We start from the raw sequence: 25,323 nt of genomic DNA, 5'->3' as shown, positions 1-25,323 counted from the left end.
TCGCCCCGGATCAGCCCTGGTTCATCCCGGAGTCGTACGAGGTTCATCCCTGAGGATGACCGGTTCGTATGCCGTCCGCGCGAGTTCCACGAGTCGTCTCGCCTTGAGGTGCACCTCCGCGACCTCCCCGTCCGGGTCGGAGCCCCAGGTGATGCCGGCGCCGGCGCCGAAGCGCAGCACCCCGGCGCCGGACTCGTCGCGCAGGACCCAGAAGGTCCGGATACCGACCGCGAGCCGTGCCTCGTCACGGTCGGCGTCGATCCATCCGATGGCCCCGCAGTACGGTCCTCGCGGCACCGGCTCGAGGTCCGAGATCGCTTGCAGCGCAGTGTGTTTCGGGGCTCCCGACACCGAGCCGGGAGGGAACGAGGCGTCGAGCAGATCACGCCATCCCACCCCGTCGCGCAGCTCTCCGCTCACGTCCGAGACGAGCTGCACGAGCCCCGGGTGCTGCTCCACGCGGAACAGGTGGTCCACCGAGACGGTGCCCGGACGGCATACGTGCGCCAGGTCGTTGCGGACGAGGTCGACGATCATGACGTTCTCCGCGAAGTCCTTCTCCAGCAACGCATCCGGCGCCACTGCGGTGCCCTTGATCGGGCGAGACGTCACCCGAGACCCATGTCGCTCCAGGTAGGACTCCGGAGACGCGCACGCGATCTCGAGCCCGGCCTCCGGCACGTCGAGGACGGCGGCATACGGAGCCGGGTTGCCCTCAGCGAGCACGGCGCCGAGGGCACGCACCGACGCGTCCGGTCCCACCGGCGCCTCGAGGACGGTGCAGAGGTTGACCTGGTAGACCGTGCCGCGCGCGATCCGCTCCCGGATCTCTCCGACCCCGCTCCGGTATGCCGTGTCGTCGAGGCTGCGGGCCCACTCGCCCGTGACGCCGGGCCAGCTCGCGGGCACCATCGGTCCCGGGTCACGGTCGACGTCGGTGAAGCGCACCGCGGTCAGCTCGCCCTCGAAGGTGAGCACGACTCCCCAGAAGCCGGCCGTGACGTCGGCGATGTCGTGGGTGATGGCCTCGACGCCGGTCGCCTCGATGGCCACCCCGTCGAGGGAGCCGAACCGTGCCCATGCCACGGCGTGATGCTACGGCGTGGGTCGCGCGCGGGTCAGGCGCTCCCGGTCATGAGCCGGTAACCCTGACCGGGCTCGGTGAGCAGGTAGCGCGGGTGCCCCGGGTCGGGCTCGAGCTTGCGGCGCAGCTGGTTGGCATAGACGCGCAGGTAGTTCGACTCACGGCCGTAGCCCGGCCCCCACACCTCGCGCAGCAGCTCGCGCTGGGACAAGAGATGCCCGGGACGGCGAGCCAGCGCCTCGAGCAGGCTCCACTCGGTCGGGGTGAGGTGCACCTCCTCCTCCCGGGCGAGGGCGCGGCGTTCGGCGAAGTCGAGGGAGAAGTCGGGGGTCGTCAGCACCGGCAGCTCGGTCGTGGCACCGGCGCCACCGGCGTGGCGCAGCGCGACCCGGATCCGGGCGAGCAGCTCCTCGACGGAGAACGGCTTGGTGACGTAGTCGTCGGCGCCGAGGTCGAGGGCCTCGACCTTGTCGATGGAGTCGGTGCGGGCGGAGAGGACGATGACGGGCAGGTCGCGGCCGTCATCGCGCACGCGGCGCAGCACCTCGACGCCGTCGAGGTCGGGCAGGCCAAGGTCGAGGATGACGAGGGCCGGGTCATCGTCGTGGACCGCCTGGATCGCGGTGCGCCCGTCCGCGGCCGTGACGACGTCGTACCCGCGCGCCCGCAGGTTGATCGCCAGCGTCCGGACCAGGTGCGGTTCGTCGTCGACGACGAGGATGCGCTGTCCGCCTGCCACGGGTGTGCCGCTCATGCCCACCGCCGTGAGCCGGCGGCGTCGCGCACGGGCTCGGTCCGCGGCAGCTCAAGTACCACGGTGAGGCCCCCGCCCGGAGTGTCCTCGGCCCAGATCGCCCCGTCCATGGCCTCCATGAGACCACGGGCCACGGCGAGCCCGAGACCGACACCGGTGACCCCGCCCTGACCCGGAGTGTCCCCCACCCGCTGGAACGGTTCGAAGATGCGCTCCTTGCCGTCGCGCGGAACCCCGGGGCCGCGGTCGACGATGCGCATCTGCACCCGGTCCGCGAGGGCGGCGGAGGTGACGACGACCTCGCCCGACCAGTGCCGGACGGCGTTCTGGAGGACGTTGGCGAGGACGCGTTCGAGGAGGCCGCGGTCCGCCGCGACGAGCGGCCCGTCCGGCGACACCGTCGAGCGCACCGGGCCTGCGCCGTCGAGCTGCGCCGTCGCGTCGACCACGGCATCGGCGACGCTGACCGCGTCGATCCGCGCCGTCACCGCGCCGCTCTGGAGGCGGGACATGTCGAGCAGGTTCGCCACGAGCCCGGCGAGCCGGTCCGCGGACTCCTCGACCGTCTCGAGCAGGTCCTCGCGGTCGGCGACGGAGAAGGTGACGTCGGACGCCCGCAGGCTCGACGACGCCGCCTTGATCGCCGCGAGCGGGGTGCGCAGGTCGTGCGAGACCGCCGCGAGCAGCGCGGTCCGAGCCCGGTTGTCCTTGGCGAGAGCGCGGGCCCGCGACGCCTCCCGGACGAGCTCGGCGCGATGCAGCACGGCCGCGGCGCGCGTGGTGAACGCCGAGACGAGCCGCCGGTCGTCCGCCGTCGGTACGCCCCCGACAAGGACGAGCTGACGGGTGTCGTCGACCGTGGCGCGCACCGCAGCGTCCCGCACGCCCGCCACGTCGAACCCTGCGGTCGCCGCGACGACCGTCCACTCGGCACGGGCACTCTCGCGGGACACGATCGCCGCAGACGAGACGCCGAAGAACTCGACGCACTGCCGCAGCAGCGCCTGGAGCTGGTCCTCCTCACCGAGCAGGGACTCCGCCGAGGCCGCGAGGGCGGCCGCCTCGCGCTGTGCCGACCGCGCGGCCGCGGCCCGCCGCTCGCTGACGTGGACGACGGACGACACCGCCACGGCGACGAGGAGGAAGACGACGAGCGCGACGAGGTTCTGCGGGTCGGCGATGGTCAGCGTGTAGAGCGGCTCGGTGAAGAACCAGTTGATGACCAGGCTCGCGAGCACCGATGCCGCGAGAGCGGGCCACACGCCACCGAGCAGGGCCGTGCACACGGTGAGGAAGAGGAAGATCAGCACCTCGAGCGGCAGGTCGTGCCATGCCGTCGTGAGCCACAGCAGCCACCCGGCGAGCGGCACCCCGAGAAGCGCCAGCCCCCACCCCAGGGCCGTCCGCGTCACCCCGAGCTCGGGCCCGAACCGCAGCGGTGCACGCACCGTCCGGGCCAGGTCATGCGAGACGAGGTGAACGTCGATGTCGCCGGACGCCTCGACGACGCGTTGTCCCACCCCGGGGCTGAGCAGCTCCTGCCAGCGCCGCCGCCGGGAGGCGCCGACGACGACCTGGCGGGCGTTGACGCCCCGCGCGAACGCGAGCAGCGCGGCGGCCGTGTCGTCGCCGCGGACGGTGTGGAAGGTGCCGCCGAGGTCGACCGTGAGCCGTTCGAGTGCCTCGAGCTCGGCGAGGTCGGCGGCGACCAGACCGTCGGACCGGGTCACGTGGACGGCGATGAGCTCGCCTCCGGCGCCACGCGAGGCGATCTGCGCACCGCGGCGCAGCAGCGCACGACCCTCGGGCCCACCGGTGAGGGCGACGACGACCCGTTCCCGCGTCGGCCAGGGGCGGTCGATTCCCTCGGCCTCGCGGTAGCGGGCCATCGCCTCGTCGACGCGGTCCGCCACCCAGAGCAGCGACAGCTCGCGCAGGGCGGTGAGGTTGCCGACGCGGAAGTAGTTCGCGAGGGCCGCGTCGACCTTCTCCGCGGCATAGACGTTCCCGTGGGCGAGCCTGCGCCGCAACGCCTCTGGGGACATGTCGACGAGCTCGACCTGGTCGGCAGACCGGACGAACTCGTCGGGCACGGTCTCGAGCTGGCGGATCCCGGTGATGGCCTCGACGACGTCGCCGAGCGACTCCAGGTGCTGGATGTTGACCGTCGAGATGACGTCGATCCCGGCGTCGAGGATCTCGTCGACGTCCTGCCACCGCTTCTCGTGCGGGGACCCCGGTGCGTTCGTGTGGGCGAGCTCGTCGACGAGGACGACCTCGGGCCGCCGGGCGAGGACCGCGGCGACGTCGAGCTCGGTCAGGGTCGCGCCGCGGTGCCCGACCTCGCGTCGCGGCAGCGTCTCGATGCCCTCCATGAGGCGAGCCGTGTGTGCGCGCCCGTGGCTCTCCGCCACGCCGATGACAACGTCCGTGCCACGGCCGAGGCGGCGCTGCGCCTCGGCGAGCATGGCCACGGTCTTGCCGACGCCCGGCGCGCTCCCGAGGTAGACGCGCAGCACTCCCCTCGTCATGGCTCGATTCTGCCCCTCACCGCATCCCGGTCAGCGCGAGGTTCAGCTCGAGCACGTTGACCCGCGGCTCGCCGAGGAACCCGAAGTCGCGGTCCTGCGTGTACTGCTCCACGAGCCGCTGCACCTCGGAGCGCTCGAGACCGTTCTCCCGCGCAACACGCGCGACCTGCGCGCGGGCGAACTCCGGGCTGATGTGCGGGTCCAGCCCGCTCGCCGAGGCGGTCAGCGCGTCCGCCGTGGGTTCGCCTTCGGCGATGGTCGCGTATGCCGCGCGTCGCTCCTCGACAGCGCTCACCTGGTCGGGGGCGGTGGCGGCGAGGTTGGAACCCCCACTCGAGTCACCGGCATACGCGTTCGTCGACGGGCGCGAGTGGAACAGCGCGGGGTCCTCGACCTGCTGTCCGAGGAGGCGGGAGCCGACGACCTCACCATCTCGGGTGACGAGGCTGCCTTCGGCGCGGCCGGGGACGGCGACGGCGCCGACGGCCCACACCGCGGCGGGATAGAGCACACCGAGCAGGACGGTCATGACGACGAGCAGCCGGGTCGCGGCGAGGAGCTGGCGGGAGAACGACATGGCGATCACTTCATTCCGGGGATGAGGGAGACGGTCAGGTCGATGAGCTTGATGCCGATGAACGGCGTGACGACACCACCGACCCCGTAGACGAGGAGGTTGCGCCGCAGCAGCGCGGCCGCGCTGCTCGGCCGGTAGCGCACCCCGCGCAGCGCGAGCGGCACGAGGGCGATGATGACGAGCGCGTTGAAGATGACGGCCGACAGGATCGCGCTCTGCGGTGAGGCGAGCCGCATGACGTTGAGCGCGTCGAGGCCGGGGAAGAGCGTCACGAACATCGCCGGGATGATGGCGAAGTACTTCGCGATGTCGTTGGCGATGGAGAAGGTCGTCAGCGCTCCACGGGTGATGAGCAGCTGCTTGCCGATCTCGACGACCTCGATGAGCTTCGTCGGGTCGGAGTCGAGGTCGACCATGTTGCCGGCCTCCTTCGCCGCCGAGGTGCCCGTGTTCATCGCGACGCCGACGTCGGCGCGCGCCAGGGCGGGGGCGTCGTTCGTGCCGTCGCCGGTCATGGCGACGAGGCGGCCACCCTCCTGCTCACGCGTGATGAGGGCGAGCTTGTCCTCCGGAGTGGCCTCCGCGAGGACGTCGTCGACTCCGGCCTCCTTCGCGATCGCCGCCGCGGTGACCGAGTTGTCGCCGGTGACCATGACGGTGCGGATGCCCATGGCGCGCATGACGTCGAAGCGCTCGCGCATGCCGGGCTTGACGACGTCCTTGAGGTGGATGACACCGAGCACGCGAGGTGCACCGCCGCCGGCCCAGGTGGCGACGACGAGCGGGGTGCCGCCCGACCGGCTGATCCCGTCGACGAGGTCGGCGACCTCACGGTCCACCTCACCACCCCCGTCGACGACCCACCGGTGCACGGCGGAGTCGGCACCCTTGCGCACCGCCGAGCCGTCGGCGAGGTCGACACCGGACATCCGGGTCGCCGCGCTGAACTCGACGAACTCCGCTCCGGTAGAGGCGTGCTCGTCCACGGACGCCGCGCGGACGGCATACGTCTCGCGGGCGAGGTCGACGACGGAACGCCCCTCGGGCGTCGTGTCGGCGAGCGAGGACAGGTGGGCCGCCTCGGCGAGCTCACGCGCGCTGACGCCCGGTACCGGGAGCAGCTCGGTGGCTCGTCGGTTGCCGAACGTGATGGTGCCGGTCTTGTCGAGGAGCAGGGTCGAGACGTCCCCGGCGGCCTCGACGGCGCGGCCGGACATGGCGAGGACGTTGCGCTGGACGAGGCGGTCCATCCCGGCGATGCCGATGGCCGAGAGCAGGGCACCGATCGTCGTGGGGATGAGGCAGACGAGCAGTGCGACGAGGACGATGACGGGTTGGAGCCCACCGGAGTAGGCCGCGAGCGGCTGGATCGCCATGACGCTCGCGAGGAAGATGATCGTCAGGGTCGTGAGCAGGATCGTCAGGGCGACCTCGTTGGGGGTCTTCTGGCGTTCGGCCCCCTCGACGAGGGCGATCATCCGGTCGATGAAGCTCTCCCCCGGCTTCGTCGTGATCCGCACGACGATCCGGTCGGAGAGCACGGTCGTGCCGCCGGTGACGGCGCAGCGGTCGCCACCGGACTCGCGGATCACCGGTGCCGACTCGCCGGTGATCGCCGACTCGTCGACGGTGGCAACGCCTTCGATGACGTCGCCGTCGCCCGGGATGACCTGACCGGCCTCGACGACGACCCGGTCCCCGATCCGCAGGGCGGTGCCGGGCACCTCCTCGACCGCTCCGGTGTCGGTGAGGCGGTGGGCGACGGACTCGCGCTTGGTCGCGCGCAGGCTCGCGGCCTGGGCGCGTCCACGGCCCTCGGCGACGGCCTCGGCCGCGTTGGCGAAGACGACGGTCGCCCAGAGCCAGAGCGCGAGGAGCCACGCGAAGACGCTGGGGTCCGCGACGGCGAGGGCGGTGGTGAGGACCGAGCCGACCCAGACGACGAAGATCACCGGTGAGCGCCACACGTGGCGCGGGTCGAGCTTGGTCAGGGCCTGGGGGATGACGGCGACGAGTGCTGCGGCGTTCATGAGAGGGCCTCCGCGAGGGGTCCGAGGGCGAGTGCCGGGAAGAAGGTGAGCCCGGCGAGGACGAGGGCGATGCCGAGGAGCAGCCCGACGAAGAGCGGGGTGTGCGTCGGCATGGTCCCGGCGGTGGCCGGGCGGGGCTGCTGCGCCGCCAGCAGGCCGGCGAGGCGGATGACGAGCAGCATCGGCACGAACCGGCCGAGCAGCATGGCGGCGGCGAGGGTGAGGTTGTGCCAGGGGTTGTCGGCGCCGAGCCCGGCGAAGGCGCTGCCGTTGTTGTTGGCGGCCGACGCGTAGGCGTACATCACCTCGGTGAGACCTCGTGGGCCGGAGGCGGTCATCGCCTCGCGGGGTCCGTCGAGGGCGAGCGAGGCGCCGGTCAGCCCGAGGACGAGGACCGGCATGACGAGCGTGTAGAGCGCGGCGCAGGTGATCTCCGGCCGTCCGATGGTCTTGCCGAGGTACTCCGGGGTGCGCCCGACCATGAGCCCGGCGACGAAGACCGACAGCAGCGCGATGACGACGATCCCGTAGAGCCCGGACCCGACACCGCCGGGCGAGATCTCGCCGAGGAGCATGTTGCCCAGCAGGACACCACCCCCCAACGGGCTGTAGCTCTCGTGCATCGAGTTGACGGCGCCGGTCGAGGTGCCGGTCGTCGAGGCGGCGAAGAGGCTCGAGCCCCACAGGCCGAAGCGAACCTCCTTGCCCTCCATGGAGCCGCCCGGGCCGGTGGCCGCGCTCAGCTCGGCCCACGTCGTCAGGGCGACCGAGCCGAGCCAGAGCACCCCGGCGAACGCACCGAGCGCCCAGCCCTGGCGGCGGTCGCCGACGACGATGCCGAAGGTGCGGGTCAGGGCGAACGGGATGACGAGGAGGAGGAAGATCTCGAGCAGGTTCGTCAGCGGCGTCGGGTTCTCGAACGGGTGCGCGGAGTTGGCGTTGAAGTAGCCGCCACCGTTGGTGCCGAGCTCCTTGATCGCCTCCTGCGAGGCGATGAGTCCGCCCCGGATGACCTGTTCGACACCATCGACCGTCGTCACGGTCAGCGGCGCGCGCAGGTTCTGGACGACGCCGCCGAGCAGCAGCAGGACGGCGCCGATCGCCGCCCCGGGCAACAGGACTCGCACGACGACCCGGGTGACGTCCACCCAGAAGTTGCCGACGGCCGAGCCACCGGCAGGATTCGCACTCCCCCGCGCCGCGATGGCCCGCATGAGCGCGCCGGCGACCGCGATGCCGACCGCCGCGGACACGAAGTTCTGCACGGCGAGGCCCGCGGTCTGGACGAGTGGACCGGCACCGGCCTCACCGGCATACGACTGCCAATTCGTGTTCGTCACGAACGAGACGGCCGTGTTGAGGGCGGTGTGCCACTGCATGCCCTCGGTGCCCTGCACGAGCGGGAGCCGGGTCTGGGCGAGGATGAGGGCGAACAGGGCGATGATCCCGACGAGCGAGAACGCGACGACGCTCGCGGCATACGACGCCCACCCCTGTTGCGAGTCGGGATCGACCCGGACGAGGCGGTGGACGAGGCGTTCGACGCGCCAGTGGCGGCTGTCGGTGACGGTCGTCGCGAGCCACGCCCCGAGGGGCAGGCCGACCGCGACGAGGAGCGCGACGAGGACTCCGACCTGGAGGAGCCCGGCGACGGTGTCGCTCATCAGTAGCGCTCCGGACGGAGCAGCGCGTGGACGAGGTAGGCGACCAGGGAGAGGCCGATGACTGCGGCGATGAGGTTGTCGATCACGCCGCGAGTCAACGACGGCGACGATGCGAAGCCGTCGGCCTTGACGCCGCGCTGACACGTCTTGATGCGATCTTGACGCGCGGCATACGGATCGCGTCAAGAGCCTTGACCCGCAGGCGCATTCGGGCGCGTCATGGGGTCATGGGGATCATCGACTTCTTCCGCCAGCAACCTCCCGTCGTCGTCGCGTATGCCGCATTCGCGCCACTGCTCGCGGCCGCCGGTCTCGCGACCGCTCGCGACTCCGTCCCGCACGCGACGGTCGCGCTCGTGCTCGTCGTCATCGTCGTCGCCGCGGCCGCGACCGGGCTCCGCTGGGCGGGCTGGACGGCCGCACTCTCGAGCGCCCTGTGGTTCGACTGGTTCCACACGGTGCCATACGAGTCGTTCACCATCGACGGGGGCGAGGACGTCCAGGTGGCGGTCCTGCTCTTCATGGTGGGAGCGGGCGTGACCGAGCTCGCCATCTCGGGCCAGCGGTGGCACGCGCGGGCCGCGCAGGAGGCTGCGCGGCTCGAGTCACTCTCGCGCGCGGCCCGGTTGGCGGCCGAGCGCCCGGAGCCGGACGCCCTCGCCCGGTTCATCGAGGCCCAGGTCGTCGCCCTGCTCGACCTCGACCGGGCGGCGTGGGTGCCGGGACCGCCCGAGGCGCACGCAGTGACGATCGGTCGCGACGGAGTCGTCGCCCGGGGAGGTGTCGAGATCGACGTGGCCCGGCACGGGCTGCCCACCGAGGTCGCCGCGTGCCTACCGGTCGGGGACGCACGCCCGCGCGGCCGGTTCGACCTCGTCGCCGCCACTCGCGTCGTGCGGCCGACGCGGGAGGCGCTGAGGGCCGCTGCGCTGCTGGCTGACCAGATGACCGGTGAGGAGACAGTCAGCGACAGGCCGGTCGGCCACCCGGCACGCACGGACTCACTCCGGGCACGAGGCGCTGTCGGTCAGCGCGCCCGCCGCCCTCAGGCCGGCGGGTAGGGCTGATCCTTGAGGAGGCGAGCGAGGTGGGCGGCGTTGGCCGCGAGGGTCTTCGTCGTCTCGGCCGTGACGTCGGGGGTCGAGCCGAGGTCCTGGTAGTCCGTCTTGTGCATCGCCTCGCCGTTCCAGTAGGTCACTCCGCCGGCGGGGATGGTGAACCCGACGTCGTCGAGGCCTTGGAAGAGCACCGCGCTGATGTGGTGGGCGCCGTCCTCGTTGCCGACGACGACAGCGCAGCCGACCTTGCCGTAGGTGCGCAGGCGTCCCTCGTCGTCGGTGTCGGACAGCTCGGCGTCGAGGCGTTCGAGGACTCGCTGGCAGACGCTGGAGTGCTGTCCGAGCCACGTCGGCGTGGCGAGGACGAGGATGTCGGCGGCGAGCATCTTCTCGCGCAGCGCAGGCCAGTCGTCGCCGTCACCCATGTCCGCGTCGACGCCGGGCTTCACGTCGTGGTCGACGACCCGGACGAGCTCACCGGAGACGTCGTGGCGCTCGAGTGCGTCGAGCACCTGCTGGGCGAGCAGGTCGGTGCTCGACGGCTCGGGCGACGGCTTGAGGCTGCACGTCAGGGCGAGGGCCGTGAGGCGGTGGTCCGAGGACGACGACGTCGGCGACGCGGACGTGGTCGAGTCTGCGGGTGCCGGGGTCACGCGGGTTCGGCCGCCTCGGCGCTCGCACTCATCGACGTGGCGCGAGCCGCTCGAGCCGCGCGGATGCGGCCGCGCTCGGCGGGGGTGGTACCGCCCCAGATGCCGTGCGCCTCGGTCTGGAGGGCATGCTCGAGGCACTCCTGGATGACCGGGCAGCGCTGGCAGATGCGCTTCGCGGACGCCTCGCGGCGGCGCTGCTCGATGCGGCGCAGGGAGTCGTCGTGGAAGAACCGTTCGGGCTCGACACGGCGGCACAGAGCGTCGTCCTGCCACTCGTACACGTCATAGACCGGACTCGGGATGACCCAACGCATGTCGAACGTCCTTTCCTCTATGGCGCCCCCACGGGCTGGCCTTGTGTGGTACTTGCCCACGGGTCGCACCGCACAAACACGCATCGGCGACCCACGCTGCGCATACGTCCGTCGTCTCGGCTCCTGAGACGCCGGGGCCGGTCACACGGCTGCCGCGGGTCACCCCTTCGTGGCGCTCGTCGCGAGACCGTCGATGATCTGCCGCTGCGCGAACGCGAACGCGATGATCATCGGCACCGTCGCGATGAGCGTCGCGGCCATCGCGATCTCCCAGTGGTACTCGCCGCTCAGGGCGTAGGCGTCGACGATCTGCTTGAGCCCGCGCGGCATCGTGAAGTACTCGGGCGTCTGCAGGTAGATGAGCGGCCGCATGAGGTCGGACCAGCTCGCCTTGAGCTCGAAGACGAACACGATGACGAGCGCAGGAGCGCACAGCGGCAACGCGATCCGGCGGAAGAGCCCGAAGTAGCTGCACCCGTCGACGCGCGCGGCTTCGAAGAGCTCGCGCGGCACACCGAGGAAGAACTGCCGCAGGAGGAAGATGTAGAAGGCCGTCCCGAAGAGATTCTGCCCCCACAGCGGCACCTGGGTGTCGACCATGCCGAGCTTGTTCCAGATGAGGTAGACCGGGATCATCGTCACGGCGCCGGGCAGCATCATCGTCGACAGCACGAGCCCGAAGAGCAGGTTGCGCCCCCGGAAGCGGAAGTACGCGAACCCGAAGGCCACGAGGGCACTCGACAGCGTCACCGCCGTCGCCGCCATGATCCCGACGGTCACCGAGTTCACGAGCCAGCGCAGCACGGGACCGGCCTGCCACACCTCGACGAAGTTGGACCACTGGATCGTCTCGGGGATGAGCCGGTTGTCGAAGACGTCCGACTTCGGCTTGAGCGAGGCGCTCAGGAGCCAGAGCAGCGGGTAGACGAACGCGGCGGTCGCCGCGAGGAGGATCGCGAGGTATGCCGTCTGGGCGAGTCTGCGGGTCATCGCCCCTCACCTTCGTAGTGGACGAGCCGGTTGCCGACCTTGAGCTGGACAACGGTGATCACGAGGATGATGACGAAGAGCAGCCAGGCCATCGCCGAGGCGAAGCCCATCTTGAAGAACTGGAAGGCGTTCTGGAACAGGTAGACCATGTAGACGAGCGACTCGTCGGACGCCGTCTCGCTCTGTTGGGGGCCGTAGAACATCGTGTACGCCTGGTCGAACATCTGCAGCGCCGCGATGGTGTTCGTGATGACGGTGAAGAACACCGCCCCCGAGATCATCGGCAGCGTGACGTGGAAGAACCGGCGGACCGGCCCGGCCCCGTCGAGCATCGCCGCCTCGTGCAGCTGGCGCGGGACGTTCTTGAGCGCCGCGAGGTAGATGACGATCGTGCCGCCCATCGACCAGAGGCTCACCATGGCGAGTGAGGGCTTGAGCCACGCCGGGTCGGTGGTCCAGTTGGGGCCGTCGATCCCGAACCAGCCGAGCACGGCGTTGACGAGGCCGCTCTGCCCGTTGAGCAGCAACAGGAACAGCGCTCCGGCGGCGACCGCCGGTGTCATCTCGGGCAGGTAGAACGCGGTCCGGAAGAACCCGCTCGCTCGACCGACGCGGGCCAGCAACATGGCCAGGCCGAGGGCGACGACCGTGCCGAGGGGGACGAACAGCGCGGCATAGATGAACGTGTTCGAGAGGGACTGCGCCACCCGTGGGTCGGACAGCAGCTCGCGGTAGTTCGCGGTGCCGACACCCTCGGTGTCGCCCACGAGCGAGTAGTCGGTGAACGAGAGCACGAGGCTGACGAGCATCGGCCCGGCCGTGAAGACGACGAAACCGAAGATCCACGGCGAGATGAAGAGCAGGGCCGCCCGGCCCTCCGACGCCCGTCCACCGGACCGTCCACCGAACCCTCCGCCGAACCGGCGTCGGCGACTCTCCCGGGCCACCGCCGGTGCACCGACGAGTGCCTCAGCCACGGCGCGCCTTCTCGAACGCGGTCGTGGCCTCCTTCTGGGCCTGGTCGAGCGACGCCTTGGCGTCCTGGCCGCCGAGCGTGCGCGCGACGGCGCTCTTCCAGGCAGCGTCGATCTCGGCGCCGGCCGGGGACGGGTTGAGCGCCGTCGCCTTGTCGAGCGTGTCGTAGAAGGCGTTGATGGCGGTGTCGAAGCCGGCGTCGGGCGCGGCGGTGAGGTACTTCTCCCTGATCTGCTCGTCGGCGGCGGTGTTCGCGGTGAAGAGCCCGGTGAAGAAGCTCTTGTCCTCCTTGACCTTGGCCATCCGCGCCTCGGCGGCCTTGAGCCAGGTCTCGGTGGAGGTCATCGTCTTCATCCACGCGCACGCGGCGGTGGGGTTCTTCGCACCCTTCGGGATGGCCCAGGTCGAGCCGCCGAGGGTGCTCACCGTCTCGCCCTCGCGGTCGGTGATGGGGGTGGCGGTGAGCTGGAGCCCGGCGGGGATGGAGTCGCGCAGCACGTTGACGTACCAGTTCTCCATCGGGAACGCCGTGATGGTGCCCTTGGTGAGCGGGTTGCTGTCACCGAAGATGTCGAAGCTGTCGCGGAACGCCTTGAAGCTCGTCCAGCCACCCTGCTTCTCGACGAGGCTCGTGGCGTAGGCCAGGGCTTCGACCGCCTTGGGGTCGTTGAGGTTCGGCGAGCCGTCCTCCTTGACGAGCTCGGCACCGTTGATGAGCGCCCACAGCGGGAACGAGTCGGGCAGCTTGGGGTCGTAGCCGACGCGACCGATCTTGGTGCCGGACTTCTCGAAGAGCTGCGTCGCCGTCCTGTCGAGGGCGTCCCAGTCCTGCGTCTGGATGGCCTTGGGGTCGACGCCAGCCGCCTTGAGCGACTTGGCGTCGATGAGGTTGGTCTGGACGATGTAGAACTCCGGGATCCCGTAGACCACGTCGTCATAGGTCACCGACCGCATCGCCGCAGGTCGATACTGGCCGGTGTCGATGTCCTGGCCCTCGACACAGTCCGTGAGGGGCTGGACGACCTCCTTCGCGGCATAGGTGCCGATGAGGTTGCGGTCCATGTAGACGAGGTCCGGCGGGTTGCCGCTCGAGACCGCGGTGAGGAACTGCTGCGCGTCGAACTCGCCCTTGTTCTGGGCGACCTTGACCTCGGGGTAGGCGGACGTGAAGGCCTTCACCCGTGACTGCCCGACCTCGTCCTCGCCACCGAAACCCATGATCTTCAGCGACCCGCTCGGGGTGCCGGAGAGGGCGCCACCACCTCCGGCGTCACCGCCCGAGTCGTCATTGCCGGCGCCGCCTCCGACTCCGGCGCAGGCGCTGACGAGCAGGGCGCCCGAGAGGGCGAGGGGGACGAGGGTGAACCTCGCGCGGGGAGCTGACATGGTCGACCTCCAGGGAGTCGAGGGAGCCGGGACGGGGGTGCCCCTGCTCACGAACTGGTACCCGGGCCGGGAGAGGAGAAACGGTTCTCCCCTCCCGAGGCGCTTCGCGCCGCACGTATGCCGTTCCTGCCGTCCGCCGGTAACCCCACGTGCCCGTGTGAGACCGTTGCGGGCGTGCGTCCCTCTCCGTCTCGACTGTTGCTCCGCGAGCTCGGCATCCTCGTCGGGTCCGGACCGACCGCACACCTGGAGCTGAGCACGTCGGGCACGACCGGCACGCCGCGCACGGTACGCCGGACGCTGGCGTCCTGGGAGCGCTCCTACGAGCACGTCACCGCGCTCACCGGCATCACCGGTGAGGACCGGGTGCTCGTGCCGTCACCGCCACGCTCCTCGCTCTTCGCGTTCGCCCTCGCCCACAGCGCCCACGTCGGAGCGCCGACCGTCCCGTTGGAGCGATGGAGCGCCCGCCTCGCGGCAGAGGCCGCGGCAACGTGCACGGCCGCCCACCTCACTCCGCCGATGTTGTCGGCGCTGCTCGACCGCGATCTCGGGGCGCTACGCACGGTCGTGTGCGCCGGCGGCTCGCTCCCGCGAAGCACCCGGCAGCGCGCCACGGAGCGTGGTGTGACCGTCGTCGACTACTACGGCGCGACCGAGCTGAGCTTCGTCGCGATGCGGCAGGACGGCCGGATGAGCCCCTTCCCGGAGGTCGAGGTGGAGCTGCGGCAGGGTGCGATCTGGGTGCGCAGCCCCTGGGTCGCCCAAGACTATGCCGTCGGTGAAGGCCCGATGACGCGGGACCGAGTCGGATGGACGACAGTGGGCGACCGCGGGCGGTGGTCCGACGACGATGGCCTCGTCGTCCTGGGTCGCGGGGACGACGCCGTGACGACCGGCGGAGCGACCGTCCTCTGCGGGGACGTCGAGGTCGAGCTGCTCGACCTCCCGGCCGTGCGCCAGGCCGTCGTCGTCGGGACCCCTCATCCCCAACTGGGTGCGGCCCTCGAGGCCGTTGTCGTCGCCGCCCCCGGGACCGATCCGCGGCAGCTGCGCTCCGAGCTCTCGACGCGGGTCGCACCCACGCACCTGCCGCGCCGCTGGCACCTGTGGGACGAGCTCCCGCTCACGAGTCGCGGCGTCAAGGTCGACCGCTCCGCAGTCCGGGAGCGGCTCGTGGCGGAGCGACACCGGGGTGCCGCGTCGTGACCGACCCTCGGACACCGGTCGTGGTCGCTGCACGCCGGTCCCCCATCGGCACAGCCGGCCTCTCCCTGCGCGACGTGACCGTGGACGAGCTCGCCGCACCCGTGCTGCGCGCGGCGGCCGACGACGCGGGTGTGGCCACCCCGGGGCACGTGGTCCTCGGCAACTGCATGGGGCCGGGCGGCAATGTGGCCCGGGTGTCGAGCCTGCGTGCCGGGTTCGAGGTGACGGTCCCCGGGATGACCGTCGACCTCCAGTGCGGCAGCGGACTCGCCGCCGTCACGACGGCAGCGGCACTCGTCGCGTCGGGGACCGCCGACGCGGTCATCGCAGGTGGAGCCGAGAGTGCGAGCACTGCGCCGTGGCGACTGTGGCCTCCGTCGGAGGGCGCTGAGCCGCAACGCTATTCGCGTGCCCCCTTCGCCCCGTCCGACCTCGGGGACCCGGACATGGGGCCTGCCGCCGACGACGTCGCGCGGCGCTTCGGCATCACTCGTGAGCGCCAGGACGCGTATGCCGTCCGGTCCCACGAGCGGGCCTGTGCCACCGCCGCCTCGGGCGCCTTCGACGCCGAGCTCGTCCCACGTCCGGAGCTCGGCCACGACGAGCGGGTGCGGTCGCGTCTTTCCCTGGACACCCTGTCCCGACTCCGTCCGGCCTTCTCCCCCGGCGGCACCGTCACCGCCGGCAACGCCTGCGGCGTCAACGACGGCGCCGCAGCCCTCGCGATGGTGAGCGAGGAGCGTCGGCGCGCGGACGGCATACCGGGTCTCACGGTGAGGGACTGGGAGACCGCCGGGGTCGACCCTCGCCTGCCGGGCGTCGGGCCGGTCCCCGCCATCTCGAACCTGTTGCGCCGCAACGGGGTCGGGCTCGGCGACCTCGGCGCGGTGGAGATCAACGAGGCGTTCGCCGCTCAGGTGCTCGCCTGCTGCGACGCGCTCGGCCTCGACGAGCACCTGGTGTGCAGTGAGGGCGGTGCGCTCGCCCTGGGCCACCCGTGGGGTGCCTCGGGCGCCGTCCTCTCCGTCCGACTCTTCAGCCGGCTGGTCCGAGCGGACGGGCCGGGTCTCGCCCTGGCCGCCATCGCGGTGGGTGGCGGCCAGGGCGTTGCCGTGCTCTTCGAACGCGTCGGCTGAGGTCCGCTCAGGCCGCCGAGGCGGTCTCGAGGTCCGAGCGCAGCCGCACGAGGATCGAGGTGAGCAGCCGGGAGACCTGCATCTGGCTGACGCCGATCTCCTGGCCGATCTCGCTCTGCGTGCACTCCTCGACGAACCGCAACCGGACGATGGTCGCCTCGCGCGGCGTCAGGGTGCGCAGCGCCCGGTGGAGGGCGTCACGTGTCGCGAGGTCCGCGATCAGGTCCCGCTCGTCGGCGACGTCGACCGGACGACCACCGATCGGCGCGTCGAGCGACATCGTGCGATATGCGGTCGCCGCGTTGCGCGCGGTGCGAATGTCGCTGACGGCGACCTCGAGCCGGGCGGCGAGCTCGTTCTCGTCGGGCTCGTGGCCGAGCTCGTGACGCAGCTGCTCCTCCTCCGCGAGCAGGCGCTGGGTCAGCTCCTGCATGCCGCGTGGTGGACGCACCGCCCAGGACCGGTCCCGGAAGTGCTTCTTGATCTCTCCGGTGATCGTCGGCACGGCGAAGGCCGCGAAACCGTGACCCAGGCCGGGGCGATAGCGCGCGACGGCCTTGACGAGGCCGAGCCGTGCGACCTGGACGAGGTCGTCGGTGTCGACGCCGCGCCCGGTGTAGCGGTGTGCGAGGGAGTCCGCGAGATCCAGCGACAAGCAGATCGCTTCGTCTCGAAGCCGCTGTGCCGCAGCGGTGTTCGAGCATGCTTGCGCCTTGTCGAGCAGCTGCTCGACGGGAGACGGCCCTTGTTCTGGAGCCGGCGCGGGCGGTGAGAGAGGAACGGCAACCATGGGGTGCCTCCGATGAACCGCGCAGGAGTGGCCAGTGGTTTGACCAGAGCCTGCCGCTAGGCCCCACCAAATCATCGAAAGCGCCGGAACGCAACGGTTGACGCGACAAAATCTCGGTCGGTGTCCCGGCGCCCGTTCAGGCGCGCCGGCGGCGCGACACCGGACCGCTGCTCACGAGGTGACGCAGCTGCTCCCCCCAGGTGCGAGGGCGCAGTGCCGGCGTGGGCTCGGCGTCCCCCGAGACGATCCCGGTCACGACCTCCGCGAGGACTTCGCGCGCCCCGTGCCGCGGGAACCAGCCCAGTTCGCTGCGGGCGCGGGTGCTGTCAAGCACCGGGACCCGCCTGGCCATGTCGAGCCAGCCGGGGTCGACCGGCTGGAGCCGTGCTGTCCACGCTGCCGCTGCGGCTCCACGCACCACGGACCACGGCACCGGCACGTGTCGGGCGTCGAGCGCCTCGGCGATGTCCGCAGGGCGGAGCACGTCGTCGGTCGAGGCGTTGAACGCTCCCACCGCACCCTGGTCGAGGATCCGCAGCACGAGCTCGGCGACGTCGCGCGAGTCGGTGAGCTGGACCCGGAAATCGCGGTTGAGGGGCAGCACGGGCAGGTGACCGACGACGTCGGCCGGGACGAGACTCGGGAGGACGTAGCGCGCGAGCGCCGACCCCGCACCACTGCGGGCCATGAGGGAGGGCCGGACGACGGCCATCGCAATGTCACCGCTGACGGACCGGGCGGCGATGGCCTGCTCGACCGCGCTCTTGTGCCGGCTGTAGGCCAGCCACGGGGTCCCGCCCGTCGGCCAGGCCTCGTCGACCGGCCGGTCCGACACCCCCGGCGAGTAGGCACCCACCGACGAGGTGTGCACGACGTGGGGCACTCCGCTCGCGACCGCTGCCTCGATCACGGCGACACTGCCGCCGACGTCGAGGGCCTGCAGGTAGGCCGCGTCCCGGGTCGGTTGGAAGCCCCAGGCCGTGTGCACGACGGCGTCCGCGCCCTCGAAGGCGGCCCGCAGCCACAGGTCACGGTCGGGCGCGGTGAGGTCGAGCGAGACCCACTCGAGCCGTTCGTCGGCGCCCACGAGCGACGGCACGCGACGGGCGAGCGCCCGGACACGGTGGCCCTGCCGAAGCAGCCCGTCCACGACGGCACTCCCGAGGTTGCCGGTCCCGCCGGTCACGACGACGAGGCGCTGCCCGGTGATGGGCGTGGCGACGTCGGAGCCCGCCAGGTCCGAGCCCGCTGGCTCGGAGCCCGACCGGACGGAGCTCGCCTCGTCGCTCATGCCGCAGCCTCCGGCCCGAGCTCGTCGCTCGCGAGCATGGCCACACCGCCGAGGGTGCACTCCCGCTCCCAGCCTCGGGCGATGGAGCGCGAGATGACGTCGACGACGGTGAGCGGCGCGTCGCCGAGTTGGCGCTGCAGGCCGCAGAACCCGAGGGTCATCGCCCGCACGGCGGACGCGAGGCCTTCGAGCTCGAGGATGTCGGTCGCCACGGTCCGCGAGAGCAGGCTGCCGTTCGGCACCCACCTGCCCGCACGTTCGAGGGCGCGGACCGTGCCGTGTCGCAACGGTGACGGGGTGATCCCGTGCGCCTCGAGGACGACGACGAGGCCGGCGCGGTCGGCGCACACACCGGCCGCGACCTCTCGAAGGACGGGACCCCAGGGGCGGGCCGCGTGCCCCGTGGCCACCCGCTCCGCGAGAGCCGCGGTGCCGTGCGCGAGTGCGTCATGGCGCTCGAGCAGGACTCGCGACGACGTGCTGAGCGGCAGGGTCATCGGGGCCACTCCCCCGGGTGCAGTACCACCTTGACCATGCCGTCCTTCTTGGCCTGGAAGTCGGCGTAGGCCTGCGGCGCGGCGTCGAGCGGCAGGTGGTGGGTGGCGAACGTGTCCACCCCGAGCGGGTCGGCGTCGGTGAGCAGCGGCATGATCTCGGGCACCCAGCGCTTGACGTTGGCCTGGCCCATGCGCAGCTGGATCTGCTTGTCGAAGATCGTCATCATCGGCAGCGGGTCAGTCTGCCCGCCGTAGACACCGGTGAGGACGAGCGTGCCACCGCGACGGACCGCGTCGATACCCGTTCGGACGGCGGCGAGCCGGTCGATCCCGGCGCGCTCCATGAGGGGTGCCGCCAGCTTCGACGGGAGCAGCGTCGTCGCGGTGACTGCGGCTCCGGCGATGGGCGACCCGTGGGCCTCCATGCCGACCGCGTCAACGACGGCGTCGGCACCACGACCCGAGGTCAGCTCGCGCACGGCGTCGGCGACGTCGTCGACCGCGCGGAGGTCGATGACCTCGACACCACGGTCCCGCGCCCGCGACAGCCGCTCCGGCACGAGGTCGACGCCGATGACCCGCCGCACCCCACGCTCCAGCGCGATCCGGCAGGTCATGTCCCCGATCGGTCCCAGCCCGAGGACGACCAGGGTCCCCTCGGGCGGCACCGCGGCATACGCGACCGACTGCCACGCGGTCGGGAGGACGTCCGAGAGGTAGACGAAGCGGTCGTCGGCCGGGCCCTCGGGGACCTTGATGTGGGTGAACTGCGCCTGCGGGACGCGCAGGTACTCCGCCTGCCCGCCCGGCACCTGGCCGTAGAGCTTGGAGTAGCCGAACAGCGCTGCGCCGGAGTCGTACTCGCGCACCTGGGTCGTCTCGCACTGGCTGCCGAGCCCGCGCTCGCACATCCAGCAGCTGCCGCAGCAGACCTGGAACGGGATGACGACCCGGTCCCCCGGCGCGAGGTTGTCGACCCCGGGCCCGACCTCCTCGACGATGCCCATCGGCTCGTGCCCGAGGATGTCGCCCGGGTCCATGAACGCGCCGAGGACCTCGTAGAGGTGCAGGTCCGATCCGCAGATGTTCGTGCTCGTGACCCTGATGATGGCGTCGGTGGGCTCCTGGATCGTCGGGTCAGGGACCTCCTCGACACGGACGTCGCGCTTGCCGTTCCACACTGCAGCCTTCATGGGTGCCTCCTCGAGCGCTTGGGGCTGTCACCCATACCCGTGGAGGTGGCAGGCATTCGCTCGCGAACGCCTCCGGGGTCAGCGCTCGAGGGCCGCGGCGACCGCTGCGTGCGGCAGGTTCATGTCGAGGTCGCCGGCGTCGATGACCTGCAGGGCGATCCGGTGCAGCTTGGTGTTCGTGCGCTGGCTCGCGACGGCGAGCAGGTCGAACGCCTGCTGCCGGGTCACGAGGTGGCGGGACATGAGGATGCCCATCGCGGTGCCGACGTCGCGGTTGGTCTCGAGCGCGCGCGTGAGCCCGCGGGCCTTCTCCTTGTCGATGACCCCGTTGACCGCGGTGGCTCCGTGCGTCGCGACGAGCATCCCGACGCCGCTCGCGGCGTCGTCGAACGCGCTCAGTCGGCGCGAGTACAGGTTGAGCGCGGCCTCGCAGTCCTCGAAGGCGAGCACGAGGCGGAAGGCGAGCATGCTGCCGACGTCCTGCTCCGCCGCCGCCCGCGGACCGAAGACCGGCCAGCGTTCGTCAAGGCCGATGTTGCCGGTACGGAAGGCGGTCTCCTGCTCGAGCGCTTCGACGCAGGGGCCCTCGTCGACGTCGTACTGGATGTGGTCGGCGTCGTGGGCCCAGTCGTGGGTCGACGCCGGAGTCGAGTAGTTGCCGCGCTGGCACATGGTCACGCTCGCGGCCTCGGCACCCGGCACCGCCCGCAGGGCGACCTCGACAAGCCCGTTGAGGGCGCCGCGCGACGAGGTCTCGGCGGCGAGTCGCTCGCGCAGGGTCTCGAACGCGGCCGCGATCTGGGCGAGGGAGTCGCCCGCGGACTGGACGGAGGTGGGAGCCTGAGACACGGACGGCCTTCGGGTCGACGTCGGGTTGGTCTGGTTCGTCATGACACCGACCACAGTACGTTGCCGCGCAGACCTCGCGAAGTTGTGCTCAGGGCTCTGCCTTCCTGCTCGTGCCTACCCGCGCGCTGCGTCCACGGTGGACACGTCAGGGTGTGGCACCTCTACCCCGGGAGGTGGGCGGCCATGCATACGAAGCCCAAGAACTTCTCGGGGAGCGTCCGGCACGGCACGGCTGGGTAGGTTCAGACCATGGCGCAGCCCCCGCTCAACAAGGACCGGCACGAGACCGACACCGAACGGCTCGACCGCAACTGGGACGAGCTGCTCCAGGAGCTGCGGGTCACCCAGACGGGCGTGCAGATCCTCGCCGGCTTCCTGCTGACCCTTCCCTTCCAGGCAAGGTTCGCCGGGCTCGAGACGGGGCAGACGGCGGCCTACCTCGTCGCGCTCACGGCAGCCATCGTCGCCACGTCGCTCCTCGTTGCTCCGGTGAGCGCACACCGCGCGATGTTCCGCCGCGGCGCGAAGGCGACCCTCGTGACCTTCGCCGACCGCGCCGCCCGGATGGGCCTCGTCGCGCTCGCGGTGAGCATCACGGCCGCGGCGTTCCTCATCTTCGACGTCGTCCTCGGTCGTCCGTATGCCGTCACAGCTGCCTGCGCTGCCGTCGCCCTGTTCGTCGTCAACTGGGTCGTCGTGCCACTTCTCGTGCGCCGCCGCGTCAGTCCGACCGAGACATGAGCTCGCCGGCCACCGCCTGAGCGGGCTGCCGTTCGTCCCGACGGACGTGCCATGGCGGGGTCGAGACCGACCTGCCGTGCTCAGCCTGGGCCGCCCGGCGGGCCCCGCCACCCCTACTGCATGTCCGTCGGCCCGGACCACCTGTGGCCCGGATGCGGCACACAAAAGAGCCGCCGGCCAGGAAAGCTGTCCTGACCAGCGGCTCTCGCGGTGGGCGATACTGGGTTTGAACCAGTGACCTCTTCCGTGTCAAGGAAGCGCGCTACCACTGCGCCAATCGCCCGTGCGGGTCCTACTCGAGGTGGAGACGGGATTTGAACCCGTGTAAACGGCTTTGCAGGCCGCTGCCTCGCCTCTCGGCCACTCCACCATTGGGGGCGGCTAAACCCTCCGAGCGGATGACCGGCCTCGAACCGGCGACCTCAACCTTGGCAAGGTTGCGCTCTACCAACTGAGCTACATCCGCGCAGCCACCCGGTTTCCCGTGTGGCGTGCGGAGAGACACTAACTGATCGGTGACCCCAACTCCAAACCAGCCCCGCTCAGTGTCGGGCGCCGACCCGGACTCGCGGGATCTCGAGGGTCTCGTCCTCGCGGATCGGGGTCAGGGGGCGGCGCGCCGCGGCTCGTATGCCGTCCAGCGCGAGGTCGTCGTCGACCTCGCCATCCGGGGTGGTCCGGTCCCGATCGTCGGCGTCGACGCCCGCGTGCTCGGGGTCGCCGTCGAGCTGCTCCGAGGCGCGCCGGGACCGCAGCCTCTCGACGAGCCGCTGGCGCAGCCCGCGCTCCTCGTCCGACGGCCAGAGGTTGCGGATGGCCGCGTTGAGCGCCGCACCGATGAGCACGGCGATGGCGAGCATGTAGAGCCAGATGAGCACGACGATCGGCGCGCTCAGCGGCCCGAAGATCGACGTGCCGCCGAGTGACGCGGCGATCGTCCCGCGCACCGCGAATGACGCGATCACCCAGATCGCGAGGGTGAGCACGGCCCCCGGGATGTCGCGCGTCCACGGGCTCCGGATGGGCGTCGACACGTGGTAGAGGCTGGTGAACCCGGCGATGACGACGAGCGAGACCACCGGCCAGTACAGGTACGTCACGAAGTCCAGGCGCTCCGGCAGGAACTCCCCCAGTAGGGTCGGGCCGATGAGCACGAGCGGGATGGTGACGATGCCGACGAGCAATGCCACGACGTACAGCGAGAAGCTCAGCGCCCGGGTCGCGACGATCCCGCGCACGTCGGCCTGGCCGTACATGATCGAGACCGTGTCGACGAGGACGTTGAGTGCCCGCGACCCGGACCAGAGCGACAGCACGAACCCGACCGAGATGAGGTCGAAGCGCCCGTCCCGGAACACGTCGTCGACGGTCGGTGCCAACGTCGAGTCGATGACGTCCTCGGTGAGGAAGCGGGCGGCATACTCCGTCACCGCCATGCGCACGGTCTCGACGGCGTCGGTGCCGAGCCACCGCCCGACGTACCCGACGCCCCCGAAGAGCCCGAGGACGAGCGGCGGCAGCGACAGCAGCGCGAAGAACCCGGCCTCGGCCGCGAGCCCGGTGACGCGGTAGCGCAGGCAGACGCGGACCGTCTCCACGGTGAGCCGCGCGAGTCCCAGCAGTGCCGGGAACCGCGCCAGCCACCGCCGGAGGCGCTGCTTCGCATCGGTCACGCTCGCCACGCTAACGGCGTGAGCGCGCACCTCCCCGGCTCGACACGGCTCCAGACGGGCACGAGCGGGTCACGGTCACGGGGTCACGGGCGTCTGTCCGCAGGACCACAGACGTCGGTATGCCGCGTGCGCGCGAGGCGCACGCGGCATACCGACGCGTGTGGCCGGGTGGGTGACGGCGCGCTCGTCAGGGCATCTCCTCGAGGCGGCGCTTCTCGGCGGCGACGTCGTAGTCGGCCTTCGGCCACTGCGGGTCCATGGCCGTGAGGTGCTCGAGGACGAGGTTCGTCACGGCCAGACGGGCGTACCACTTGCGGTCGGCCGGGACGACGAACCACGGGGCGTCGTCGGTCGAGCACTTGTCGATGGCGGCCTGGTAAGCCTCCTGATAGTCGGCCCAGTAGGCGCGCTCGTCGAGGTCCCCCGGGTTGAACTTCCAGTTCTTGTCCGGGCGGTCGAGGCGCTCGGCGAGGCGGGCCTTCTGCTCCTCCGGCGAGATGTGCAGCATGACCTTGACGACGGTCGTGCCGGACTCGACCACCTTCTTCTCGAAGGCGTTGATCTGCGCGTAGCGGCGCGACCACTGGCTGCGCGGCACGAGGTCGTGGACGCGGACGATGAGGACGTCCTCGTAGTGCGAGCGGTCGAAGACGCCGATCTGGCCGGGCTTCGGCAGGGCGTTGCGGATGCGCCACAGGAACGGGTGGCGCTTCTCTTCCGCGGTCGGCGCCTTGAACGAGGTGATGTCGACGCCCTGCGGGTCGAACGCGCCGACGACGTGGCGCAGGATGCCGCCCTTGCCGGAGGTGTCCATGCCCTGGATGACGAGGAGCAGCGAGCGGGTGCCGCCCTCCTTGGACTCGGCGTAGAGGCGCTCCTGGAGCTCGGCGAGCTGGTCCTGGAGACCGGTCATGGCCTCCTCCCCCGCGGCCTTGTCGCCGTCGAAGGCCGGCGTCGAGCGCGGGTCGAGCGCGGTGAGGTCGAAGTCGTCACCGGCACGCAGCGCGTCGGTCCACGACACGGGTGCGGCCTTCTTCGCCTTGGTGGGCTTGAGGGCCTTGGTCTTGGCCTGGCTCTTGCCCTTGCCCTTTTCCTTGGTGGAATCCTTGGTGCCGTTCTTCTTGTCGTCCTTCTTCTTCGCCATGACGGCATCCTGTCAGGCTTGGCTGGAGCAGGCCTGACAGACTCGGGACGTGCGACTGCTCCTCGACACCCGCCCCTCGCCTGTGCCGGCCGGGCCGGTGAGCCGCGACACGCTGGAGCGGCTCTACGCCTGGCCGGACGACGGCGGTGTCCGCGCGAACTTCGTGTCGACCCTCGACGGGGCGGCCCAGGGTGGCGATGGCCTGAGTGGGTCGATCAACACGGCACCCGACGGCGAGGTCTTCCACCTCCAACGCGAGCTCGCGGACTGTGTCCTCATCGGCGCCGGCACGGCGCGCGCCGAGGGATACCGGCGCGGCGCGACGCCGATCTTCGCGGTGAGCCGGAGCGGCCACCTACCGACGACGCTCGCGACGGGTGAGGGCCGCGCCGTCCTCGTCACGTGTGCCGCCTCCGGCAAGGATGAGAGCGACGAGGTGTGGGTCTGCGGTGAGGACGAGGTCGACCTGCCCGCTGTCGTCGCGCGGCTGCGCGAGGCCGGTATGCCGCGCATCCTCGCCGAGGGCGGTCCGCACCTCTTCCACGACCTCATCGAGGCCGGCGTCGTCGACGAGCTGGCGCTGACCGTCGCGCCGCGCATCGTCGGCGGCGACCACCTGCACATCGTCGCCGGGACACCACTCGACGGTGAGTCCGGGCTCGACACCGAGCTCGTCCACCTCCTCGAGGCGGACGGTTCCCTCCTCACCCTCTGGCGCCTCCCCCGTCCCTAACTCACCAATTGGGTGAGTTCGGGACGTGAAGGTGGGCGGACGGCATACGTG

24 protein-coding genes and 3 tRNA genes are annotated in these 25,323 nt (G+C 71.2%); 5 read left to right on the top strand and 22 right to left on the bottom strand.

The window, feature by feature from the left end:
* Nucleotides 1–21: 21 nt before the first annotated feature.
* From BCF74_RS13445 to kdpF, 7 genes are read right to left on the bottom strand one after another with little or no spacing between them, the layout of a single operon-like run.
* The gene (locus BCF74_RS13445; RefSeq protein WP_106298482.1) at nt 22–1,086 is read right to left on the bottom strand and encodes a chorismate-binding protein; all 1,065 of its coding nucleotides are present in this window, start codon (nt 1,084–1,086) and stop codon (nt 22–24) included.
* 32 nt (nt 1,087–1,118) lie between these two features.
* A complete protein-coding gene (locus tag BCF74_RS13440) occupies nt 1,119–1,838 on the bottom strand; it encodes a response regulator transcription factor (RefSeq protein WP_106298499.1) in 720 nt (239 codons plus the stop codon).
* Nucleotides 1,835–4,369: a DUF4118 domain-containing protein gene (locus BCF74_RS13435; RefSeq protein WP_170070251.1), complete on the bottom strand. Its 2,535-nt coding sequence runs from the start codon at nt 4,367–4,369 to the stop codon at nt 1,835–1,837. Before BCF74_RS13435 ends, BCF74_RS13440 begins: the two co-directional genes overlap by 4 nt.
* 16 nt (nt 4,370–4,385) lie before the next feature.
* On the bottom strand, nt 4,386–4,946 hold the full coding sequence (gene kdpC / locus BCF74_RS13430; protein WP_106298498.1) for a potassium-transporting ATPase subunit KdpC: 561 nt from the start codon (nt 4,944–4,946) through the stop codon (nt 4,386–4,388).
* Between the two features lie 5 nt (nt 4,947–4,951).
* Entirely contained in the window at nt 4,952–6,976 is a 2,025-nt protein-coding gene (gene kdpB / locus BCF74_RS13425; protein WP_106298478.1) for a potassium-transporting ATPase subunit KdpB, read from the bottom strand.
* The gene (gene kdpA, locus BCF74_RS13420) at nt 6,973–8,640 is read right to left on the bottom strand and encodes a potassium-transporting ATPase subunit KdpA (protein ID WP_106298476.1); all 1,668 of its coding nucleotides are present in this window, start codon (nt 8,638–8,640) and stop codon (nt 6,973–6,975) included. Before kdpA ends, kdpB begins: the two co-directional genes overlap by 4 nt.
* Nucleotides 8,640–8,738, bottom strand: a complete 99-nt coding sequence (gene kdpF, locus BCF74_RS13415; RefSeq protein WP_218279274.1) for a K(+)-transporting ATPase subunit F — start codon at nt 8,736–8,738, stop codon at nt 8,640–8,642. The genes kdpA and kdpF overlap by 1 nt, the downstream gene beginning before the upstream one ends.
* 129 nt (nt 8,739–8,867) lie before the next feature.
* On the opposite strand from kdpF, the gene BCF74_RS13410 reads away from it, so the two are divergent.
* Nucleotides 8,868–9,701 carry a DUF4118 domain-containing protein gene (locus BCF74_RS13410; protein WP_106298473.1) on the top strand — a complete coding sequence of 278 codons (834 nt, stop codon included), beginning with the start codon at nt 8,868–8,870 and terminating at the stop codon, nt 9,699–9,701.
* Here BCF74_RS13410 and BCF74_RS13405 read toward each other — a convergent pair.
* From BCF74_RS13405 to BCF74_RS13385, 5 genes are all read right to left on the bottom strand, one after another.
* Entirely contained in the window at nt 9,686–10,270 is a 585-nt protein-coding gene (locus tag BCF74_RS13405; protein WP_245889362.1) for a flavodoxin family protein, read from the bottom strand. The genes BCF74_RS13410 and BCF74_RS13405 overlap by 16 nt on opposite strands.
* A 77-nt stretch (nt 10,271–10,347) precedes the next feature.
* Nucleotides 10,348–10,665 (bottom strand): WhiB family transcriptional regulator, encoded by a 318-nt coding sequence (locus BCF74_RS13400; protein ID WP_170070250.1) that lies wholly within the window; start codon nt 10,663–10,665, stop codon nt 10,348–10,350.
* 159 nt (nt 10,666–10,824) lie between these two features.
* Nucleotides 10,825–11,655: a carbohydrate ABC transporter permease gene (locus BCF74_RS13395; RefSeq protein ID WP_106298469.1), complete on the bottom strand. Its 831-nt coding sequence runs from the start codon at nt 11,653–11,655 to the stop codon at nt 10,825–10,827.
* On the bottom strand, nt 11,652–12,632 hold the full coding sequence (locus BCF74_RS13390) for a carbohydrate ABC transporter permease (protein ID WP_245889357.1): 981 nt from the start codon (nt 12,630–12,632) through the stop codon (nt 11,652–11,654). Before BCF74_RS13390 ends, BCF74_RS13395 begins: the two co-directional genes overlap by 4 nt.
* Entirely contained in the window at nt 12,625–14,016 is a 1,392-nt protein-coding gene (locus BCF74_RS13385) for an extracellular solute-binding protein (RefSeq protein ID WP_106298467.1), read from the bottom strand. Before BCF74_RS13385 ends, BCF74_RS13390 begins: the two co-directional genes overlap by 8 nt.
* A gap of 174 nt (nt 14,017–14,190) precedes the next feature.
* Between BCF74_RS13385 and BCF74_RS13380 the strand changes: the two genes are divergently transcribed.
* Together BCF74_RS13380 and BCF74_RS13375 are read left to right on the top strand one after the other, a co-directional pair.
* The gene (locus BCF74_RS13380) at nt 14,191–15,225 is read left to right on the top strand and encodes a class I adenylate-forming enzyme family protein (RefSeq protein ID WP_170070249.1); all 1,035 of its coding nucleotides are present in this window, start codon (nt 14,191–14,193) and stop codon (nt 15,223–15,225) included.
* Nucleotides 15,222–16,361: a thiolase family protein gene (locus BCF74_RS13375; protein ID WP_106298464.1), complete on the top strand. Its 1,140-nt coding sequence runs from the start codon at nt 15,222–15,224 to the stop codon at nt 16,359–16,361. The genes BCF74_RS13380 and BCF74_RS13375 overlap by 4 nt, the downstream gene beginning before the upstream one ends.
* A gap of 7 nt (nt 16,362–16,368) precedes the next feature.
* Here the strand turns inward: BCF74_RS13375 and BCF74_RS13370 are convergent, their stop codons facing one another.
* The 5 genes from BCF74_RS13370 to BCF74_RS13350 all read right to left on the bottom strand — a co-directional run bounded on the left by BCF74_RS13370 (nt 16,369) and on the right by BCF74_RS13350 (nt 21,023).
* Nucleotides 16,369–17,151, bottom strand: a complete 783-nt coding sequence (locus BCF74_RS13370) for a sigma-70 family RNA polymerase sigma factor (protein WP_170070248.1) — start codon at nt 17,149–17,151, stop codon at nt 16,369–16,371.
* A gap of 136 nt (nt 17,152–17,287) precedes the next feature.
* Nucleotides 17,288–18,442, bottom strand: a complete 1,155-nt coding sequence (locus BCF74_RS13365; RefSeq protein ID WP_106298460.1) for an NAD-dependent epimerase/dehydratase family protein — start codon at nt 18,440–18,442, stop codon at nt 17,288–17,290.
* Nucleotides 18,439–18,939: a hypothetical protein gene (locus BCF74_RS13360; protein WP_146132972.1), complete on the bottom strand. Its 501-nt coding sequence runs from the start codon at nt 18,937–18,939 to the stop codon at nt 18,439–18,441. Before BCF74_RS13360 ends, BCF74_RS13365 begins: the two co-directional genes overlap by 4 nt.
* Complete coding sequence (locus tag BCF74_RS13355; protein ID WP_106298457.1) at nt 18,936–20,132, bottom strand: zinc-dependent alcohol dehydrogenase; 1,197 nt, start codon at nt 20,130–20,132, stop codon at nt 18,936–18,938. Before BCF74_RS13355 ends, BCF74_RS13360 begins: the two co-directional genes overlap by 4 nt.
* Before the next feature lie 78 nt (nt 20,133–20,210).
* Entirely contained in the window at nt 20,211–21,023 is an 813-nt protein-coding gene (locus BCF74_RS13350) for an ANTAR domain-containing protein (protein WP_146132971.1), read from the bottom strand.
* A 207-nt stretch (nt 21,024–21,230) separates the two neighbouring features.
* On the opposite strand from BCF74_RS13350, the gene BCF74_RS13345 reads away from it, so the two are divergent.
* Nucleotides 21,231–21,722, top strand: a complete 492-nt coding sequence (locus BCF74_RS13345) for a DUF6328 family protein (protein WP_106298453.1) — start codon at nt 21,231–21,233, stop codon at nt 21,720–21,722.
* A 211-nt stretch (nt 21,723–21,933) separates the two neighbouring features.
* Here the strand turns inward: BCF74_RS13345 and BCF74_RS13340 are convergent.
* The 5 genes from BCF74_RS13340 to BCF74_RS13320 form a co-directional block, all read right to left on the bottom strand.
* Nucleotides 21,934–22,005, bottom strand: a tRNA-Val gene (locus BCF74_RS13340).
* A 16-nt stretch (nt 22,006–22,021) separates the two neighbouring features.
* Nucleotides 22,022–22,092, bottom strand: a tRNA-Cys gene (locus BCF74_RS13335).
* A gap of 23 nt (nt 22,093–22,115) precedes the next feature.
* Nucleotides 22,116–22,188, bottom strand: a tRNA-Gly gene (locus tag BCF74_RS13330).
* A 76-nt stretch (nt 22,189–22,264) separates the two neighbouring features.
* Nucleotides 22,265–23,395, bottom strand: a complete 1,131-nt coding sequence (locus tag BCF74_RS13325; RefSeq protein WP_106298496.1) for a YihY/virulence factor BrkB family protein — start codon at nt 23,393–23,395, stop codon at nt 22,265–22,267.
* A 187-nt stretch (nt 23,396–23,582) separates the two neighbouring features.
* Nucleotides 23,583–24,539 (bottom strand): polyphosphate kinase 2 family protein, encoded by a 957-nt coding sequence (locus tag BCF74_RS13320; RefSeq protein ID WP_106298452.1) that lies wholly within the window; start codon nt 24,537–24,539, stop codon nt 23,583–23,585.
* 49 nt (nt 24,540–24,588) lie between these two features.
* Here BCF74_RS13320 and BCF74_RS13315 point away from each other — a divergent pair, with 49 nt between their 5' ends.
* On the top strand, nt 24,589–25,272 hold the full coding sequence (locus BCF74_RS13315) for a dihydrofolate reductase family protein (RefSeq protein ID WP_106298450.1): 684 nt from the start codon (nt 24,589–24,591) through the stop codon (nt 25,270–25,272).
* The last annotated feature ends 51 nt before the right edge of the window (nt 25,273–25,323 follow it).

Source organism: Knoellia remsis (assembly GCF_003002895.1).
Classification (GTDB): domain Bacteria; phylum Actinomycetota; class Actinomycetes; order Actinomycetales; family Dermatophilaceae; genus Knoellia; species Knoellia remsis.
Note: the sequence above shows the minus strand (reverse complement) of the source record. Positions and strands in the feature narration are given on the sequence as shown.